18 protein-coding genes and 1 other RNA gene are annotated in these 19430 nt (G+C 44.5%); 12 read left to right on the top strand and 7 right to left on the bottom strand.

The window, feature by feature from the left end:
- The first annotated feature begins 100 nt into the window (after positions 1–100).
- The 5 genes from secG to ssrA all read left to right on the top strand — a co-directional run bounded on the left by secG (position 101) and on the right by ssrA (position 4547).
- A complete protein-coding gene (gene secG, locus ABE021_RS05265) occupies positions 101–328 on the top strand; it encodes a preprotein translocase subunit SecG (RefSeq protein WP_191690521.1) in 228 nt (75 codons plus the stop codon).
- A gap of 84 nt (positions 329–412) precedes the next feature.
- The gene (locus ABE021_RS05260; RefSeq protein WP_430287269.1) at positions 413–1159 is read left to right on the top strand and encodes an alpha/beta hydrolase; all 747 of its coding nucleotides are present in this window, start codon (positions 413–415) and stop codon (positions 1157–1159) included.
- A 46-nt stretch (positions 1160–1205) separates the two neighbouring features.
- Positions 1206–3563, top strand: coding sequence for a ribonuclease R (rnr, locus tag ABE021_RS05255; RefSeq protein ID WP_430287268.1), 2358 nt, complete (start codon positions 1206–1208; stop codon positions 3561–3563).
- Between the two features lie 47 nt (positions 3564–3610).
- Entirely contained in the window at positions 3611–4078 is a 468-nt protein-coding gene (gene smpB / locus ABE021_RS05250; RefSeq protein WP_430287267.1) for an SsrA-binding protein SmpB, read from the top strand.
- A 109-nt stretch (positions 4079–4187) separates the two neighbouring features.
- Positions 4188–4547, top strand: a transfer-messenger RNA (tmRNA) gene (gene ssrA, locus ABE021_RS05245).
- Between the two features lie 195 nt (positions 4548–4742).
- Here ssrA and ABE021_RS05240 read toward each other — a convergent pair.
- Entirely contained in the window at positions 4743–5456 is a 714-nt protein-coding gene (locus ABE021_RS05240; protein ID WP_430287265.1) for a toast rack family protein, read from the bottom strand.
- Between the two features lie 272 nt (positions 5457–5728).
- Here ABE021_RS05240 and ABE021_RS05235 point away from each other — a divergent pair, with 272 nt between their 5' ends.
- From ABE021_RS05235 to ABE021_RS05220, 4 genes are all read left to right on the top strand, one after another.
- Positions 5729–6445 (top strand): class I SAM-dependent methyltransferase, encoded by a 717-nt coding sequence (locus ABE021_RS05235; RefSeq protein ID WP_430287263.1) that lies wholly within the window; start codon positions 5729–5731, stop codon positions 6443–6445.
- A gap of 457 nt (positions 6446–6902) precedes the next feature.
- Positions 6903–7826: a S66 peptidase family protein gene (locus ABE021_RS05230; protein ID WP_430287261.1), complete on the top strand. Its 924-nt coding sequence runs from the start codon at positions 6903–6905 to the stop codon at positions 7824–7826.
- Positions 7827–8249: 423 nt separating this feature from the next.
- On the top strand, positions 8250–10202 hold the full coding sequence (locus ABE021_RS05225; RefSeq protein WP_430287260.1) for an LTA synthase family protein: 1953 nt from the start codon (positions 8250–8252) through the stop codon (positions 10200–10202).
- Between the two features lie 159 nt (positions 10203–10361).
- The gene (locus ABE021_RS05220; protein ID WP_430287258.1) at positions 10362–10631 is read left to right on the top strand and encodes a hypothetical protein; all 270 of its coding nucleotides are present in this window, start codon (positions 10362–10364) and stop codon (positions 10629–10631) included.
- 120 nt (positions 10632–10751) lie between these two features.
- Here ABE021_RS05220 and ABE021_RS05215 read toward each other — a convergent pair whose 3' ends face one another.
- The 3 genes from ABE021_RS05215 to ABE021_RS05205 all read right to left on the bottom strand — a co-directional run bounded on the left by ABE021_RS05215 (position 10752) and on the right by ABE021_RS05205 (position 13458).
- Complete coding sequence (locus ABE021_RS05215) at positions 10752–11525, bottom strand: SDR family NAD(P)-dependent oxidoreductase (RefSeq protein ID WP_430287256.1); 774 nt, start codon at positions 11523–11525, stop codon at positions 10752–10754.
- A gap of 371 nt (positions 11526–11896) precedes the next feature.
- Positions 11897–12334 (bottom strand): general stress protein, encoded by a 438-nt coding sequence (locus ABE021_RS05210; protein ID WP_430287255.1) that lies wholly within the window; start codon positions 12332–12334, stop codon positions 11897–11899.
- A gap of 539 nt (positions 12335–12873) precedes the next feature.
- Positions 12874–13458, bottom strand: a complete 585-nt coding sequence (locus ABE021_RS05205; RefSeq protein WP_430287253.1) for a hypothetical protein — start codon at positions 13456–13458, stop codon at positions 12874–12876.
- A gap of 182 nt (positions 13459–13640) precedes the next feature.
- On the opposite strand from ABE021_RS05205, the gene ABE021_RS05200 reads away from it, so the two are divergent.
- On the top strand, positions 13641–14576 hold the full coding sequence (locus ABE021_RS05200; RefSeq protein WP_430287251.1) for a 5'-3' exonuclease: 936 nt from the start codon (positions 13641–13643) through the stop codon (positions 14574–14576).
- Entirely contained in the window at positions 14548–15363 is an 816-nt protein-coding gene (locus ABE021_RS05195; RefSeq protein WP_430287249.1) for an STAS domain-containing protein, read from the top strand. Before ABE021_RS05200 ends, ABE021_RS05195 begins: the two co-directional genes overlap by 29 nt.
- 20 nt (positions 15364–15383) lie before the next feature.
- On the opposite strand, the gene ABE021_RS05190 is transcribed toward ABE021_RS05195, so the two are convergent.
- From ABE021_RS05190 to ABE021_RS05180, 3 genes are all read right to left on the bottom strand, one after another.
- Complete coding sequence (locus ABE021_RS05190) at positions 15384–15911, bottom strand: C39 family peptidase (protein ID WP_430287248.1); 528 nt, start codon at positions 15909–15911, stop codon at positions 15384–15386.
- 18 nt (positions 15912–15929) lie between these two features.
- A complete protein-coding gene (locus ABE021_RS05185; protein ID WP_430287247.1) occupies positions 15930–16388 on the bottom strand; it encodes an STAS domain-containing protein in 459 nt (152 codons plus the stop codon).
- A gap of 107 nt (positions 16389–16495) precedes the next feature.
- A complete protein-coding gene (locus ABE021_RS05180) occupies positions 16496–16816 on the bottom strand; it encodes a thioredoxin family protein (RefSeq protein WP_430287246.1) in 321 nt (106 codons plus the stop codon).
- A 210-nt stretch (positions 16817–17026) separates the two neighbouring features.
- On the opposite strand from ABE021_RS05180, the gene ABE021_RS05175 reads away from it, so the two are divergent.
- Positions 17027–19411 carry a 3-hydroxyacyl-CoA dehydrogenase/enoyl-CoA hydratase family protein gene (locus ABE021_RS05175; protein WP_430287245.1) on the top strand — a complete coding sequence of 795 codons (2385 nt, stop codon included), beginning with the start codon at positions 17027–17029 and terminating at the stop codon, positions 19409–19411.
- Positions 19412–19430 lie beyond the last annotated feature (19 nt).

The raw sequence follows: 19430 nt of genomic DNA, 5'->3' as shown, positions 1-19430 counted from the left end.
CAGAACTCAGAGACAACTGCTGCAATCAGCAGTTGTCTCGATTGCTAGAGTTTGGTAAACTGGTAAGGTAGTTGAGTTCTGTTTCAGGAGGTGGAACATTATGCACGCGTTATTAATGACATTGCTCGTGATTGTCTCACTTTCACTAATTGTCGTCGTCTTGCTGCAATCAGGGAAAAGTGCAGGCCTATCAGGAGCCATCTCCGGTGGGGCTGAACAGTTATTTGGTAAACAAAAGGCACGCGGTCTAGACCTAGTCTTGCAGCGCGTTACAATTGTACTTTCCGTGCTGTTCTTCGTACTGGCGATTGCGATCGTGAAAATATAAAAAGAAGCAATTTCCGCCTGGCCATCTGTACGGCCAGGCTTTTTTATTCAAAACTGGTTTGGTAATGATTGGAGGTAAGGTCGCGTGAAAGTTTCTCATGCAAAACCTTTCTTTTTTGAACATGGAAAGCGGGCAGTGCTTTTACTGCATGGATTTACAGGGACATCTGCAGACGTACGAATGATCGGCCGATTTTTGGAGAAGAAGGGGTATACGTCCCTCGCTCCGCATTATGAAGGGCATGGCGGTCCTGCAGAAGACCTGATTCAAACAGGTCCTGATGACTGGTGGCCGGATGTAGTGGGAGCCTATGACCAACTGAAGGAAGCGGGCTATGATCAGATTGCTGTAGCCGGATTATCATTGGGTGGCGTATTTTCACTGAAATTAGGAGCAGAGCGTCCTGTGATGGGAATTGTAACAATGAATGCTCCGATGTCGATGCGTTCTTTAGACCAGATGTACGAAGGGGTTCTCCATTATGCCCGTGAATATAAAAAGCTTGAAGGAAAAGACGAGGAAACCATCGAAGAAGAAGTAACAGCATTGCGTGGCAAGTCGATGCCTACGCTCGTCGATCTCCAAAAGCTGATCGAAAACGTGAGAGCTGAAGTGGATACGATCTACGCACCGTTATTCGTCGTACAGTCCACTCACGACGAAGTGATCGACACGAATTCAGGACAAATCATCTATGACCACGCAGAGTCGACAGACAAAAAGATTTCACACTACGAGAAATCGAAACATGTGATCACGTTAGGACCTGAGAAAAATGAACTTCACGAAGAGATATTCGAGTTTCTCGAATCGCTGGATTGGGAGGATTAATGAACCCCGAACCAGGCAATACTAACTAGACAAGGAGGGATGAGAGTTGGAAAACTTTGAAAAAGAATTGGAACAAAAAATTCTTTCAACGATGAAAGATGATTCTTATAAGCCCCTTACCGTACAAGAAATCCAGGAATTACTCGGTATGGAACAGGCAGCGGAATTTAAAGAGTTAGTGAAAATGCTCGTCCATTTGGAACAAAAAGGTCTCATCATCCGCTCGCGGACGAATCGTTATGGCGTTCCTGAACGGATGAATTTAGTACGCGGAAAATTCATCGGACATGCAAAAGGATTTGGCTTTGTAACACCGGAAGCTGAAGGAATGGATGATATATTCATCCCGCCGACGGAAGTCAATGGTGCAATGAATGGCGATATCGTTCTCGTACGTGTATCGAGCAGCTCTTTCGGAGATCGTCGTGAAGGGGCCATCATCCGGATTGCTGAACGTAAAACGACGAAAGTGGTCGGGACGTATCAAGACAACCGAGGGTTCGGATTTGTCATTCCAGACGACAAAAAGCTGCCGATGGATATCTTCATTGCAAAAGGGAATAACCTAGGAGCGATCGAAGGCCATAAAGTGGTCGCGGAAATCACTGAATTCCCAAGTGATATGAAATCTGCCACAGGAATGGTTGTCCAGATTCTCGGGCATAAGAATGATCCGGGTGTCGACATCCTTTCAATTATCCACAAACATGGAATCGAAATCGAGTTTCCGCCTGAAGTCCTTCAGCAGACGGACAAAATCCCTGCAGAAATTCAGGAAGCGGATCTGTTCAAACGCAAAGACTTGAGAGATGTACTGACGATCACAATCGATGGTGCAGATGCGAAAGACTTGGATGATGCGATTTCACTTGTAAAAAATTCAGATGGCACGCATACGCTATCCGTCCATATTTCTGACGTGAGTTATTACGTCACGGAGAACACTCCGCTGGATGCGGAAGCATACGATCGCGGAACGAGTGTCTACTTAACGGACCGAGTCATTCCGATGCTTCCCCATAAGCTGTCGAACGGGATCTGTTCGTTACACCCTGATGTGGATCGCCTGACACTGACATGTGAAATGACAATCGACGGGAACGGAAAAGTGACGCACCACGAAATTTATCCAAGTGTCATCAATTCCGATTACCGCATGACCTATCAGGACGTCTACCAAATCGTGGACCAGTTGGATGAAGAATTACGGACGAAGTACTCGGAAATCGTTCCGATGTTAACGGATATGGCTGAGCTTGCGGCAATACTCCGTCAAAAGCGTGCAGACCGTGGTGCCATCGACTTCGATTTTAAGGAATCGAAAGTATTGGTGGATGAAGAAGGCTGGCCGAAAGAGATTAAAATCTTGGAACGTACCGTTGCAGAACGAATGATTGAAGAATTCATGCTTGCTGCGAACGAAACGGTTGCAGAGCATTTCCACTGGATGCAAATTCCGTTCATGTACAGGATTCACGAAGATCCGAAACCGGAGAAACTCCAACGGTTATTCGAGTTCCTTACAAACTTCGGGATCGTCGTAAAAGGTGCTGGCAACAAAGTGCATCCACGGGCATTGCAAGAAATCACGGAGTCCATTTCAGGTCTTCCTGAAGAGACGGTTATTTCAACGATGTTATTACGCTCGATGCAACAGGCGAAGTATTATCAGGAAAACCTCGGACACTTCGGGTTATCCGCAGACTACTATACACACTTCACTTCACCGATCCGTCGTTACCCGGACTTGATCGTCCATCGGCTCATTAGGACGTATCTGTTTGAAAAAGACGTTTCAGGGAAAACAGTTGCACATTGGGATGCGGAATTACCGGAAATCGCCCAGCATACATCTGACATGGAACGCCGTGCAGTCGATGCGGAACGCGACACGGATGCATTAAAGAAAGCGCAATTCATGCTGGACAAAATCGGCGAAGAATTCGAAGGGGTCATTTCTTCCGTTACGAATTTCGGCTTGTTCGTTGAACTTGAGAATACGATTGAAGGACTTGTTCACGTCAGCTATATGACAGACGATTACTATCGTTTCGACGACCGTCAAATGATGATGATCGGGGAGCACACCGGCAAGCAATTCCGAATTGGGGATGAAATCACAGTAAGAGTGACAGCAGTGAAGCCCGAAGAATCTTCTATTGACTTCGAAATCGCGGACATGAAGAAGACATTCCATAGAACACGCAGGGAAACGCCGAAAGTCATCCATGCAAAGGGCAGGACTTCAGGAGATTCAAAGGATAAAGGTTCTAAGAAACCTGATTCCGGTAAACCGAATCATTCTGGAAAGCCATCTGCCAAAAAGTCCGGCGGAAGTGAAAAGAAGCGGTTTTACGAAGGCGTAGCAAAGAAGAAGAAACAAAAACCTAGAAAAAGAAAGTGAACCGGATTGCCAACTGGCCATTCGGTTTCACGGGAGGGTGAATGACGATGGCAAAAGGCAAAGGAAAAGTTCTCGCAGTCAATAAGAAAGCCAATTACGACTTCGCAATTGAAGAAACAATCGAAGCAGGGATTGTCCTGCAAGGAACGGAAATCAAGTCGATCCGTAATGGGAAAGTGCAGCTGAGAGACGCGTTCGTACTCATCCGGAACAACGAAGCCTGGATATCCAATATGCACATCAGTCCGTACGAGCAAGGGAATCAGTTCAACCATGACCCGGTCCGCTCTCGTAAACTACTGATGCATCGAAAGCAGATCAGTTCGTTGATTGGGCAGACGAAGGAAAAAGGGACTGCAATCGTTCCGTTGAAAATGTATATTAAAGACGGATTCGCGAAAGTGCTTGTCGGTGTCGGTAAAGGGAAGAAGTTATACGACAAACGGCATGACTTGAAAGAGAAGGAAGCGAAACGGGATATGCAGCGCGCATTCAAAGACAAACAACAATATTGATAAATGGCGGTCGATGAGGTATACTGGGTACAGCAATACAGTTCCGATAGTCTTAGCATCAGCAGGAGGCTGCTGATGACTCCAGACGACTCCCGGACATCCCTTTAACGGGGACGTTACGGATTCGACAGGGGTGGTCTAAGCGTGAGCTGCGCGTCGGAGGCTCGTCTCCGTCAGAAACGGACCTTAATAATAACAGGCAAAACAAACAACAACCTAGCATTCGCAGCGTAAGCTGTTGAATCTGCCTTGCAATACCATCGCCCATGTGGCGTTGTAAGGCTCAACCTATAGTGGGATACGCTGGATGCTGCTTTTCGAGGCTCCCCAGAAGAGATTTCCGAAATAGCGCGCACGACGCCCTGTCTTCCGGCATACTGCAGCGCGAACCCAAATAGGAAAACTACACGCGTAGACGTTTACGTATTAGAGCCTCTGGACGTGGGTTCGACTCCCACCGTCTCCATAGAAATATGGCAACCACCATCCCTTTGTGGATGGTGGTTTTGTAATGAGTGAGAAGTTGGGGAATGCTCATAAACTAAAACCACAAAACGAAAGAGGTGACAGATATGAAACAATCCTCGATTACTCCAAAACTGAATGACCTATGAACTCTTGAATTTCAGATTATAATGTTTTCCAAGTACACAAAGAACACCACCTACTCAACAAGCAAAAATGTAACTTCACCTACACCAACATCTACTTTTAAGTGGATATCAATATCCGTTTTCCCATAGGCTTCATTCACATACACGCCTTTCCCTTCGGAAATAAAACCTTTCGCATTTATACTGCCAACCCCTTTTGAAACAGTAAGCTTGACTCCGGTCTTTTGAGGCAGACGAATTTCTGCATCGCCCACTCCCAGGTCAAATTCTGCGTCAAAGCTGTCCTTCCAATCGTCCGCAAGATTGACAGTGGTATCACCGACGCCTGCATCGACTGATAAGTGGCTCAGGCGGATTCCAGCCAAGTCAAGTTCTGCGTCGGAAACACCCATTTCGACATCGAGATTTACAGGGACTTCGTTAGTCAGCTGAACTTGCCAGTCGTTCTTTTTCTTGCCCAAAGCGGAGAGCCCCTTCGTTTTCTGGTGGATTTCTACATACCCGACGTTTCTTTTGTTCTTATACACAACAGTTGGATACCACTTTTTTACGTTCGTATTAATATCGCCATTCACCCATTGCTTTGCGCCGCCTTCAATCAAAAGATTCCCGGCACCGAATTCGATCTCTACATCCAGTGACTTCGCATCGTCTTTCTCGATCGTCAATGGGCCCGAGACTCGATCAGTTTTCAAAATGCTGTACATCCAGTAGCTTGCAATCCCCAACATACCCGCAATGCTGATAATCAGTATTTTCTTCATATTCACACCCCTTTCCTCTATCATAAGCGAACATTGTCTTCATGCAGTCATACACATGACTGAAATACACCTACGTCTTAAGTCTGAGAAGAATGAGTTCGTTCTCTTCATGCTTTCATATTTGGAAGATTGACTATTTCGAATAAAATCCGATAATTTATTAAAAAGTTTGATACAATTTACTTAATATACTGAATGCCTTCGGTTTGCAATCGGGCCATTTCACGGAAGAAATAAGATGCAAAAGTATGATTTAGAAAGAAGGTAACTAAATGATTCCATTAGTATATGACCAAATTAATGCATGGGGCAAAGACGATGAATTCTTTTTAAGGCTCCTGAATAAGATAAATGCTGAAAAAATAGCTGATTTGGGTTGTGGAACAGGAAGACTGACAACTCATTTTGTGAAGGCAGGAAATCGTATTACAGCGATTGACCCGAATGAAGAAGCGATTGACTATGCGAAAAGTAAGGAATGTCCAGAAGGAGTGACTTGGATTGTTGGGGATAGCACGAATTTACAACCCCGTGCGTTCGACGCTGTACTGATGACGGCAAATGTTGCACAAGTATTTCTTACAGAGGAGAGTTGGAAGGCTGTCATTTCAGATGCATATCGGGCGTTAAAACCTGGAGGGCACTTTATTTTTGATACACGTAATCCATTGGCGAAAGTATGGGAAGAGTGGGAAAAAGATGAAACTCCTGATGTTGCAACGGATCCGCTGAGCGGTGAACGGCTTGAAATTTGGACGGAATACGAGGGGTTCGCAGACGATGTATTTACGTTTTATGAAACTGTGAAAAATGCACGTACGGATGAAGTAGTGATTCATGAAAAAATGCAATTAAGATTCCGAACCCAAGAAGAGATCTATAAATCCTTACACCAAGCAGGTTTTTCGCAAATTCAAACCTATGGGGATTGGGAATTTGAACAGGCAACAGAGGAAACCAAGTCCTTTATTTTTCACGGTGTAAAATAAAGGTGTTCTCCGTATAACAGTGGAGCACACTAACAATTGAAATACAGGCCGTTATAAAGCAAACTGGCGCGATCGTTGTAAATGACAGTAGAAAATGATCCAACAGTATAATGATAATTGAACATGACTTCGCAAAGATCTCCCCGTTTTGATCAATCTTTTTCAGAACGGTTTTTTGCATGTACCGCAAACTGTGGAGGCGCTTGTTGTTTTTGAACAACTTTTATTGTGAAGCTATAAGTGCTACGCCATTCTCGCAGATTATCCATTTTACGAAATATCGGGGTTCAGCAACTGCAATGATTACGATGTGAGATGTATATTGTGGACGCAATGCTGCTGCCCCTCACACGACAAAATGTCCTTTGGTCTCCAAAAAGGTTTGCAAACATAGGCTACTATATGAGAATCAAACGTATATATGTTCGTTACACAAGAGGAGAGGAGCAAGTGGGGAGTGGCTACGAAACCTCAGCAATTGAAAAAGGGCGATACGGTGGGGATTGTGACGCTTGGAAGTCCGTTGGCGGCTAATCGTATTAATGAAGGGATTCGGATGCTGAACAGTATGGGACTTAAAGTCATCGTCGGAGATTATGTGTATTCTGCCAATGGTTTTCTTTCGGCAACTCCCCAGCAGCGCGCTGCGGATTTAATGAAGATGTTTAGAAATCCGGAAGTGAAATGGATTTTACCTACTCGAGGCGGAGTCGGGGTGGCGGGTATTTTACCTTTCCTGGATTTTAACGTCATGAAGCAAAATCCTAAAATTGTTTCGGGATACAGCGATATCACAATTCTATTAAATGTCTTGTTTGAGTATGCGGACCTCATCAGTTTTCAAAGTTTGTTACTGTTGGACTTTACTCCGGCAACGCCTCCATATAATTTCAATCAATTTTTTACGGCGACATCGACTGTTACTGCGCCTTGGCAAATCATGAATCCACCAGATGTGCCACTTATCGGAGCGGTTCCCGGGAATGTCACAGGACCGATTGTAGGGGGGAATCTCACGTCATTCGTGGGCACCTTAGGCACATCTTTTGAAATTAATACGGAAGGCAGAATCCTTCTTTTGGAAGAAACACATGAACCGTTCAATACGGTGTATCGATACTTAAGCCACTTGGAGAGGGCGAAGAAATTTGAGGAGTGCGCAGGAATCATTATGGGACAATGTACGAACTGTGAACCGGCCTATGGGAAAAGCTACGCGGATGTGATCACTGAATTCCTTGTTCCACTTGGAAAACCATTATTGACCAACCTAGCCACCGCACATAGCCACTATAAAGCGACAATTCCTATAGGAGCGAGTGTCAATATGGATACGGTGAATCGAACGTTGACTGTGATGGAGCCTGTAGTAAAGGTGTAGTCGAAATGGCGCCCCTAGGGGTAAGAACCAACGAGTCCAGCGACTTACCGAAAGAAGAACTAGCAGTGATAAATAATCCATACTGTGACATCGAACGACTAGGAATTGATTTTACAATGCAGCTGAATCGTCGGTACACAGTGCGAAATCTCCCAATGAAAGTAGATCTGAGCCAAGCAGGCCAGGAACTACTTTTTTTGTTGTTGAGAAGGATGGTTCACTTCTAAACAGCGATATACATGAGGTCTTCAAGTTCCATTTTATAGGTGATAAGAATTGACAACAAAGCGAATGAGGAGTAAAATTCTTTAGCAGCCTTAAATGTGGCGATTAAAAAGTAACTTTTTTCTGATTTTGCCCTTAACGCTTCCAGCAAATATAGATGATGACTTCAATTAAAATATAGTAGAGGTTGGTGAAAATATGAAAGATCTGTTCAATAAAAAAGCGTTTTCGCTAAACACATTCTTAGGCGTCTTTTTAGTTGCTGTTCTGATGTTATGGGGGAAAACCTATATCACACAACTAACACAATTCCAGCTAGGTGTGGAAGGAGCACTTCAACACTTCCTTCTATTGTTGAATCCACTAGGCTCAGCATTACTATTTCTAGGAATTTCATTTTTATTTAAAGGAACAAGAAAATACACAGTACTACTCATCGTGTACACGCTCATGTCGATTCTTCTATATGCCAATGTTGTGTACTATCGATTCTTCAGTGACTTCATTACATTACCGACGATTTACCAAACTCAGAACTTCGGAGACTTAGGCGGAAGTATTCTGACGTTGATCAAACCGTTTGATATCCTGTTCTTTGTGGATGTATTGGTCATGTTTTACTTGCGATTCTCACGCAACGTACAAAAAGAAACCAATCGTTTCGGCTATAAGAAAGCAATATCGATCCTAGCTGTTGCATTGGTGATTTCCATCATCAATTTAGGTCTAGCGGAAGCGAGCCGTCCGCAACTTTTAACTCGCGGTTTTGACAGAAACTATATTGTGAAATACCTAGGCATGTACAACTATTCGATCTATGACTCAGTGGAAACGATGAAAGCATCGTCACAGAGAGCGTTGGCGGATAGCAGTGATCTTACAGAAGTGATCAACTACACGCAATCCAACTACGCTGAGCCGAACGCACAGTACTTTGGTGCGGCAAAAGGGATGAACGTCATCTATTTGCATTTGGAATCGTTCCAGAACTTCCTGATCGATTACAAATTGAATGGGGAAGAGGTGACACCCTTCCTGAATTCATTATCAAAAGATAAGAGCACCCTGTATTTCGATAATTTCTTCCATCAGACAGGCCAAGGGAAAACGTCTGATGCGGAATTCATGCTGGAAAATTCACTATACGGGTTACCGCAGGGATCTGCGTTCATTACAAAAGCACAAAATACGTACCAAGCAGCTCCTGGTATTTTAAAGGATTATGGATACACGTCCGCTGTATTTCACGGGAATAAGGGAAGTTTCTGGAACCGGAGTGAAGTGTATAAGTCATTCGGATTCGATCACTTCTATGATGCGAGTTATTATGACACCAGTTCTCCAGAAGACATGGCGGAATATGGGTTGCTGGATAAACCATTCTATGAACAATCGAAAAGCTACCTAAGCTCGCTGCCGCAACCTTTCTATACGAAATTCATTACAGTCGGAAACCACTTCCCGTATACGATGAATCAGGAGTTAGTGACAATTGGAAAAGCGGATACTGGAGATTCAAGTGTAGACGACTATTTCCAAACCGCCCGATATACAGATGAAGCGATTGAGCAAGCCTTCAATCAGTTGAAAGAACAAGGCTTGTATGAGAACTCGATGATTGTTCTTTATGGCGACCATTATGGTATTTCGCATAACCATAATAAAGCGATGGCACAAGTCATGGGAGAAGAAATCACCCCAGTTGCGGGTGCTAATTTACAACGTGTCCCATTATTCATCCATGTACCAGGAATGAAAGGGAAGACCAGCCACACCTATGGCGGGCAAACAGATCTTCTTCCAACGTTGTTACATTTATTAGGGATTGACACGAAAGATTACGTCCAATTCGGATCAGACTTACTATCCGAAGAGCATAACGAAATTGTGCCCTTCAGAAATGGCGATTTCATCAGCCCGTCTGTCGATTCCATTAATGAAAAGTTTTATGACAACAAAACAGGTCTACCGTTGGACGAGAGTCAAATGGAGCTTGCAAACAGTCTCAAAAAAGAAGTGGATCGTAAATTGCAGCTTTCTGATAAAGTCGTTAACGGGGACTTACTGAGATTCTATACGCCAAAAGGATTTACTCCAGTCGATCGCACTCAGTTCAATTACACGAAAGAAGATACTGTAGAAGCTGAGTAATGCATGAAGTGTCGTTGGAATCCCTTTGCAAAAAACATCATCCCTTGGATGGTGTTTTTTTATTGAAGTCCGGGATGGTTTCTCTACAGTTTCCAAAAGCAATTGAGTTCATTTTTTGGGGGACAACGTGGCTTAGAGTCAATAAGGTGTGTAACAGGTATGAATCCAGGATGGATCAGTACTGAAATGCCTTACATAAAAATCGGACAGAAGTATACACTATTTGGGAGGAGGCGAAGTATATTGCAAACCGATAAAAAGTACACAGTAGCCGGTACCGATATTGAAGAAGTGAAAAGGCTGAACGCCAATTCCGGACTAACGTACAATGAACTGAATGCGTTAATTGCTAAAACAGGTGGTAAGGGGTCTGCTCAGTATAGTGATACAGATTCCGCTCAAGTGAAGAGGGAGATTCTAGGAGAGTGAAGAAAAATGTTGAGGTACCGAGGATCCAAAACCCGGAAGTAATGAGAGTTGTGCAATAAAAAACGGATCAAGCCCATTGCTTGATCCGTTTTTACATCTAAACGTTAACACCTCAGAAATTTATTGTTGCATTTTACCTGCAGTATACCCGCCGTCGATTGCTAGTGTGACACCGCTGATTGACTTTGCAAGGTCTGAGCAAAGAAATACGACAGCATTTGCTTGGTCTTCTGCTGTAGACATTTTTCCGGCTGGAAGTGTTGAGAGGACTCCTTGGTATTGTTCCGGAGATGTTTTAGCCCATGATTCAATTGCAGGTGTAATGGTTGCACCTGGTGCAATAGAGTTGATAGTAATACCTTTTTGGCCATATTCCAATGCAACGGATTTAGTTAACCCAGCAATTGCATGTTTAGATGCCGTATAAGGAGCCATGTTTGGAGAACCTTCAATACCAGCACCTGAAGCCGTATTGACGATTGCACCGCCGCCATTTTTCAGCATGGCATTGACTTCGTGTTTGATGCAGTAGAAAGTGCCATACAGGTTTACTTTCAACGTAATATCCCAATCTTTGGAATCCATTTCTCCGATTGGCTTAAGGCCTTTGTTGATCCCTGCATTGTTATGCGCAAAGTCGAGCTTGCCAAAAGTTTCAACTGTTTTATCGATAAGTGCGATCACTTGCTCCTCGTCACTTACATCACATTTGAAAAAGGCCGCTTCGCCACCGTTATCTTTAATGATTTGTACAGTTTCTTGGCCCGATTCTTCGCTAACGTCAGAAATCATTACCTTTGCGCCTGCTTTTGCTAATGCAACTGCAGTTGCTCTGCCGATTCCTGAACCCGATGCTGTGACTAATCCTGCTTTTCCTTCCATCATTCCAACCATGAAAAACACTCCTTTTTTATAGATACTTCTACTAGTTTACACCGAAATTTGTATATCACAATCAAACAGAACTGACCGATGAAATAAAAAAATCATCTGTATAATTTGTTTTTTTTAGTACGGAATTTCAAGTAACTTCTAAATCGCAGCCTATAGGTTATTTGACAAGAGTGAAGGCGAATCAGGGCTTCTTATCAAAAAAATCGGACGATCAAAACCGCTTTCAACTATCGGAAACGGTTCTGAAGATCCACTTTTATCGTTCCGTGTAAACGTATGCGCATAATAACGCGCGAAAACCCTTGTAGGGTGCGATGTTTCAAGCCCGATAGAGGCCAGTCCATGCAAGCAGCGGATGATTCCACTAGACTTTACTTTTCAGGATGCAGGAATACCAGAACCTGGCCATCTTGCACATCTTTCGCATAGCGTTCGGCTTCTTCATCCGAGATGCCGACTTCCAGAAGAGCATGTTTTAAGCCGCCAGCGCCTGAGTTGGCTCCTATGACTGCTCCTCCGATTGCCGAAACAATAGGGCCGGCAGCCAAGACTGCGCCGAGTCCCGGAACCAACACTGCAGAAATTCCGGCGATTGCGCCCGCTATGCCGAGCGTTCCTCCGGTTACAGCTCCGGCAATCGCTCCATCTTTAGTGGAAGGTTTCACTTCCTGTGTGATTTCTGGCAGGTTTTTTGTGTGTTTAGCAATGACGGAAATTTCGTCTGTCGTATAACCTTGCCCTTTTAATCGTTCCACAGCGCCCATCACTTGTTGTTCGTTTTCATATATCCCAATAACATGATTCTTCATTTGAAAATTACCTCCTGTTTGCTTGAAGACAGTATTATATACCCGCTCTTCCGCTTTTTAGCCATCGGTTACCTTCAAATTTCTTTGTTCAGATTAACTGATAGGTACAGGGAAATGCTCTCTTTCACCAGAGGAGAAGGTATTGGAGACTTCGCAATGCAGTCATAACATCGAGAAAGCGCTCATTAATCGAGGAAAGTGATCATAATCCGGGAAAGCGCTCATAAACCTCGGGAAGTGATCATAACTCATGGAACACGCTCATAAATCGCGGAAAGTGATCATAACCCAAGGAAAGCGCTCATAAATCGCGGAAAGTGATCATAATCCGGGGAAAGCGCTCATAAATCGCGGGAAGTGATCATAACCAAGGATAAACGCTCATAAATCGCGGAAAGTGATCATAACCCAGTGAAAGCGCTCATAAAACTCAAAAAGTGATCACAACCCACAGAAAACCCTCAACAAGCGACTCCCACCATCACTCCGCAAATAAAAAAAGATCAGCCGCAGCTGATCTCCCCTTAACGCACTGTTATTTAAATACATGTAAATGCATCAATGCGATCTAAGTCAATTCCGGTATACATCCAGCGCCGCCACTGATTGTTCCATTGAAACCCTGCGACTGACGTTCTGCCGACGAAGGTTGGGTAGAACCAGAACCCTCTTGTTCGTGATGTCCAAATGTACGTATAGCGGAACATACATCCGCGAATTCCACCTGGGTCCACTCTCAAAAGCTGCTGATCAGGATACGGGGGCGCTTGAGAAGGTGGTGGTGATGTAGGTGGACTCTGTTGAGTTCCGCCGCCCCCCGTGTTCCCACCAGATCCTGGATAAGCGGGCTGACTCGGATTCCATCCACCTTGCCATGGCCAACTCGGCTGTGATGGAAAACCTGGCAACGCCGGCCATCCTTGCTGTTGGTGGTGATGAGATGGATTTTGCCACTCGTTCCATCCTTGCTGATGTGGCGGCTGATTCCACCCGTTAATCGCCGTTTGTTGAGGATTCACATGCATTGCGGTCGCATTCCAATGTTCTTGGCTGCCCGGTTGCTGAACGTATCCTTCCGGAAGTTGAGGGAACCATTGTTCCTCGCCGTGTTCGTTTGGATTCATCATTTTTCCCCTTTCAGAATTTCACTCTGCTCCCCATCCTATGTCAAACGCTCAAGTTGCCCTAGACGAGCGCCTACATAAAGGGAATCCTGAAGGAAAGGAACGTGCGAAACTAAAAAGACGTGGTATGATAAAGGGTAGAAATATACATAAACATAAGAATCACTAAGGAGAGTGTCTAAGTGAATACTGAACGTCCACACATATTGGTGATCGACGGTATGGCGCTGCTATTCCGTTCGTTTTTTGCCACATCTGTACGAAAACAGTTCCAATACAATGAAGATGGAATCCCTACGAACGGGGTCCAAGGATTCCTAAGACATACACTTACTGCCGCCACTCTTTTTCAACCCACGCATCTTGCCGTTTGCTGGGACATGGGAGCGGTCACTTTCCGCAACGACCTATACGAAGGCTATAAAGCCAATCGTCCTGCACCGGCTCCGGAGCTGGTTCCTCAATTCGATATGGCTAGACAGGCGTCTGAAGCCATGGGGTGGAAAAACTATGGAATCGAAGGAATGGAAGCGGATGACCTGATCGGCTCTCTTGTGAAAACATGGAAAGAGGATGCAGAGCTGACGATTGTATCCGGAGACAAGGATTTACTCCAATTATTAGCACCTTCCGTCCAGATTGCCTTAACGAAAAAAGGTCATTCAATCTATGATGTATATACGGAGGCGCGTTTTATAGAAGAGTACGGGATGACACCTGCACAATTTATCGACTATAAAGCGTTCATAGGGGATACGAGTGACGGATATCCAGGTGTTAAAGGAATTGGACCGAAAACGGCATTGAAACTCATTCAAACGTACGGGACTGCTGAAGAAGTCGTCAATTCATTGGACAAGCTGACAAGTTCTGAGAAAAACAAAATTCAAGAAAACTTGACGATGCTGCATGTTTCAAAAGAACTGGCAACCATCCATTGTGAAGTGGAGTTAGGAAACTCACTGGAGCACCTTGAAATTCCGGATTATACGGACCAAACATTTGATCATTTAAGGACACATGGTCTGAATGCAGTTTTAAAACAATTAGGGACAGCAGAACGATCTGCTGAGGCGAGGGGAAGTTTATATGAGAGAATTGCGGATCCGTTTAAGTGATAAAATCATCGAGAATGCTGAACAACTAGCGATGCTGATAACTAGGCAACAGAACGAACGCTATCCGATTATGCAGCATTCGGAAGAAGAACTCTATCCAGCTCGCGTCGAATTAGTGAAGTTATATGCGAATGCGTTGAAGTTGGAAGAGACCGAGCGAGTGGACGCATTGCGTCAATGGGGAAAAGAGGCAGGGACTCACTTTGCAAAAAAAGAAGGCATCTCCTTGGATATGATGCTGCGGGAAGTTCCCGAATACCGTGCGTACATAGGAACGGTATTAAAGCATGAGGGGATTAACAGCAACATCAGCTCAGCGGATATGTATGAACTGACAACTGCTCTCGATATGATCGTCAACGACGTCGTCTACTATTTCAGCCTTCCTTTTGTGGATTATGAAAAAGAGATGCTGAAGATTTCACAGGCTGTCATTGCTGAACTATCTGTACCGATCGCATCCATTAACGACACCACTGCCATCCTGCCGCTAATCGGTGTTATGGATAGCAATAGAGGTCACATACTGCAGGAGAAAGTATTGAAGGAAGCAGTGCGTCTTAATCTCGAGTACCTGATTGTCGATCTGTCAGGACTTCAGACGACGGATACGTATGTTGCTCAGCAGTTATTTATCCTTTTCGAATCCCTATCGTTAGTCGGGACGACTCCTGTCGTGAGTGGGATTACACCGGAAATTGCACAAACACTGGTCGGACTGGGTCTTAACTTCGGCGCCATCAAGAGTTTTGCAACGTTGAAACAAGCGATCCGATATGTGGCATAACAAAAAGGACACTGAGCCGATCAGTGTCCTTTTTGTTTGGAAACAGGAGCGATTTTAACAAAGGATAACATCCCTAAGTTCTTTCGATAGGAAACCAATCGCACGCTACTGGGAGTCGTTGGACTTCCGTTATCATGAATTGTGAGGATCACATCATCCGCATTTTTTTCGTATCCTATAACAGGTACCCAATGATAATCGAATTCATAGTGACCTCTCCACTTGAATGAGAACCATTTGTCGAACTTCGCAGCTACTGGCCGTCCGTCCTCCAGTTCTTGCAAAGCTTCAGCTAACGAACATTTCCGCACTTCCCAGTCCTTACCTAACCACTTCTGAAGCCTGCGCACTAACCGCCACTTAAATAACCCGATGTGTGTCGTTCCTAATAGTTTGTAAAGCTGATTGACAGGGACTCTTGAATCCGGAATGTCCAAAAAGTTCAAAATCACAGCAACTGTTACTGGACCACATGCAGAAGGTCTCAGCCTTCTATCTATGGAGGGGGCGTATTGTGATTTGCCCTGAAACTGTTTTAAAACCGGCACGCCTCAGCTCTCCTTCATTTAGACTTTTGAAAAGGAAAGTCCTTTTTCATCCATGAGTACTTGAAGCGCTGCTTTGAAGTTCGCATAAGATTCCACTTCAGAAGCAACTCCTGCACTTACCATCTGTCGGACAAAAGGAGGGGTGAAGCCGACCATGATCGGACGGATGCCCATCAATTGCAGTTCAGATCGCATGAGCTGCAATTCAAGTGTCAGCATTTCCAATCCTTCTTCATCTGATAGACGTATACTTGAAAAGTCGAACACTGCTGCTTCAGTATTTCGATGCTCTCCCGCGTATTCAAGGATTTTCGCGCGAATCCGTTCCATGCGTTCCTTGTCTGTATACCCTACCACAGGAAGCAGGATCGTGTTCTCGACAATGGAGGTAATAATTGGCACAGACGTCTCATTGATGATTTCTTCATACTTGGCAATAGTAGCCTTCAATTGTGCCACTTCTTCTAACTGATTCATTCTACACCTCTTAGTTTTTCTATAATCTAACCTAAGTATAACTTATTTTCAAAAATATACATAAAGAAAACCGACTGCATAGGCAGCCGGCAGTATAGTAATGCATGTTAAATTGTGAGACCTTCAAGGAAATCGGTCACTTGCTCAGGGGATTTTGCATTCGCACTATGAAGATGAGCTTTTTTCTCACCGTTTTCAAAAATCAGCAGACTTGGAATCCCCATGACATCGTATTTTTCAGCGATTTCGGGCAAAACGTCACGGTCCACATCATACCACTCATATTGATCGTAGTCTTCCGTAATCGGGCCGATGAACATGTCCATCACTCGGCAGTCCGGGCACCATCCTGCTTGAAATTTAATAATGGAACGTGATGATTCATTAATGATCTCATTGAATTGTTTTGCGGTTGTAATCGATTGCATGTGTATTCGACTCCTTTCATACACCCAGTGTACAATGAAAACCGCTTACCGCCTATCAACTTGTTTCAAAAGGAAGGAACAGAGTTTTTAGATTTAAATATTGCGAAAATGCAGGAAATAGTCTACAATTAGATTCATAGAAAAGGTTTCTATTTTTTTTACCTATAAAATGAATGAGCATTCATTCAAAAGCAAAGGGAGGATTTTCACGTGGCTTATCAAATCAAGAAAGCAGCTGTCATCGGATCGGGTGTGATGGGGTCTGGCATTGCTGCACACCTCGCCAATATTGGGATTCCTGTTCTTCTTCTGGACATTGTACCGAGCAATCTGACAGAGGACGAAGAGAAAAAAGGACTAACTTTGCAGCATCAGGCAGTCCGTAACCGAATTGTCTCCGGATCGATACAAAAACTATTGAAACAAAAGCCAGCACCGCTCACTTCAAAGAAAAACCTGGAACTCATTGAAGCGGGGAACTTGGAAGACGACATGGAGAAGTTGAAAGATGTGGATTGGATCATTGAAGTGGTCGTTGAAAATCTGGATGTTAAAAAGAGTTTATATGCAAAGATTGACGCTGTTCGTAAACCTGGAACAATCGTCACTTCAAATACATCAGGAATTAGTATAGATGCAATGGCGGAAGGGCGTTCTCAAGACTTCCAAAAGCATTTCCTTGGGACGCATTTCTTCAATCCGCCTCGTTACTTGAAATTGCTTGAAGTCATTCCAGCGAAAACGACATCAAAGGAAGTCATCGGGTACATGACTTCTTTCGGCGAAGATCGCCTCGGTAAAGGTGTCGTCATCGCAAAAGACACACCGAACTTCATCGCCAATCGAATCGGCACTTATGGACTTCTTGTTACACTTCGAGAAATGGAGAAACGGGGCTTTACCGTCGGGGAAGTGGATTCTGTTACAGGAACGCTGATCGGGCGACCGAAATCCGCAACATTCCGCACACTGGATGTAGTTGGATTGGATACGTTCATGCATGTTGCTAAAAACGTTTACGATCAGACGGAAGGAAAAGAACAGGCTGTCTTCGAACTTCCGGAATTCATGAAGAAAATGATCGGCAACGGATGGATCGGTGCAAAAGCGAAACAAGGATTCTTCGTGAAAAAAGGCAAAGACATTTACGAGATCGATTCTTCAACGCTTGAATATAGCCCCGTCAAGAAAATGAAAACGCCTTCAATTGAAATGGCGAAACAGTTAAAAGGGCTCGGTAATCGTGTGAAGTCTTTAGTCTATGCGGAAGATCGTGCGGGAGAGCTTCTCTGGAGTATCCTGGCGCCAACTCTCCTCTATTCGGCAGAAATGCATGGCAAAATAGCGGACACAATCGTTTCCCTCGATAACGCGATGAAATGGGGATTTGGATGGCAGCAGGGGCCATTTGAAGTTTGGGATGCAATCGGCGTCAGCAAATCAGTTGAGCGCATGAAAGAACAGGGAGACTCCATTCCTGATTTTGCCCAATCCTTGCTCGATAAAGGATTCGAAACGTTCTATAAAGAGGAAGACAACGTGCTCTTCTATTTCGATGGTGAAGGCTACTCACCTGTTCCGGTCAATGAAAAAGTGATCGATTTAAAGCGCTATAAAAAGAAACACGGAGTCATCAAGAAAAACTCCGGAGCAAGTTTGATCGACATGGGTGACGGGATTGCACTGCTTGAGTTCCACTCACAGTCGAATGCGATCGGCCTCGACATCATGCAGATGATCAATTTTGCGGTGGATGAAGTAGAAAAGAATTACAAAGGTCTTGTCATCGGTAACCAAGGAAAGAACTTCTGCGTCGGTGCGAACCTTGGAATGATTCTGATGGAAGCGCAAGACGATAACATCTTCGAGCTCGATTTCGTGGTGCGTACGTTCCAGAACGCCATGATGAAACTCAAGTATTCGTCCAAACCGGTCGTTGCAGCCCCATTCCAAATGACACTAGGCGGCGGAGCGGAAGTCTGCTTGCCGGCAGATCACATCCAAGCTTCCATGGAGACGTATATCGGCCTCGTTGAAGCAGGTGTGGGACTGATTCCTGGCGGAGGCGGTAACGTCGGTCTGTACTTGAAGCACTTGAAAGGATTGCCGAACGGTGTGCAAGTCGACTATCAGAACATTGCGAAAAAAGTATTCGAATCGATTGCTATGGCAAAAGTGTCCACTTCTGCTGATGAAGCACGTGAAAACAACTTCCTCGATTTCGCCGATGGCATTAGCGTCAATGCGGATCACCTATTATATGATGCAAAACAAGCAGCACTGTCTTTGTATGACAATGGCTATCAGGCGCCGAAGCGTGAGAAATTCCCGGTGGTTGGTGAAACGGGTTATGCAACGTTGCTACTTGGTGCAGAAGGGATGCGTTTGTCAGGGTTCATCAGCGATCATGATATGAAGATTGCGAAGAAACTCGCTTACGTATTAGCTGGCGGCAAATTGCCATACGGCACACTCGTAGATGAGCAGTATCTGCTGGATCTTGAGCGGGAAGCGTTCTTGAGTCTTGTAGCTGAGCCGAAGTCACAGGCACGCATGCAGCACATGCTTGTCAAAGGCAAACCATTGCGTAACTGATGAACCAGAACTTTTAGAG

The organism is Sporosarcina gallistercoris (genome assembly GCF_050459885.1).
Classification (GTDB): Bacteria; Bacillota; Bacilli; order Bacillales_A; family Planococcaceae; genus Sporosarcina; species Sporosarcina gallistercoris_A.
The sequence above is the reverse complement of the archived record's forward strand: the minus strand, read 5'-3'. Positions and strand labels throughout refer to the sequence as shown.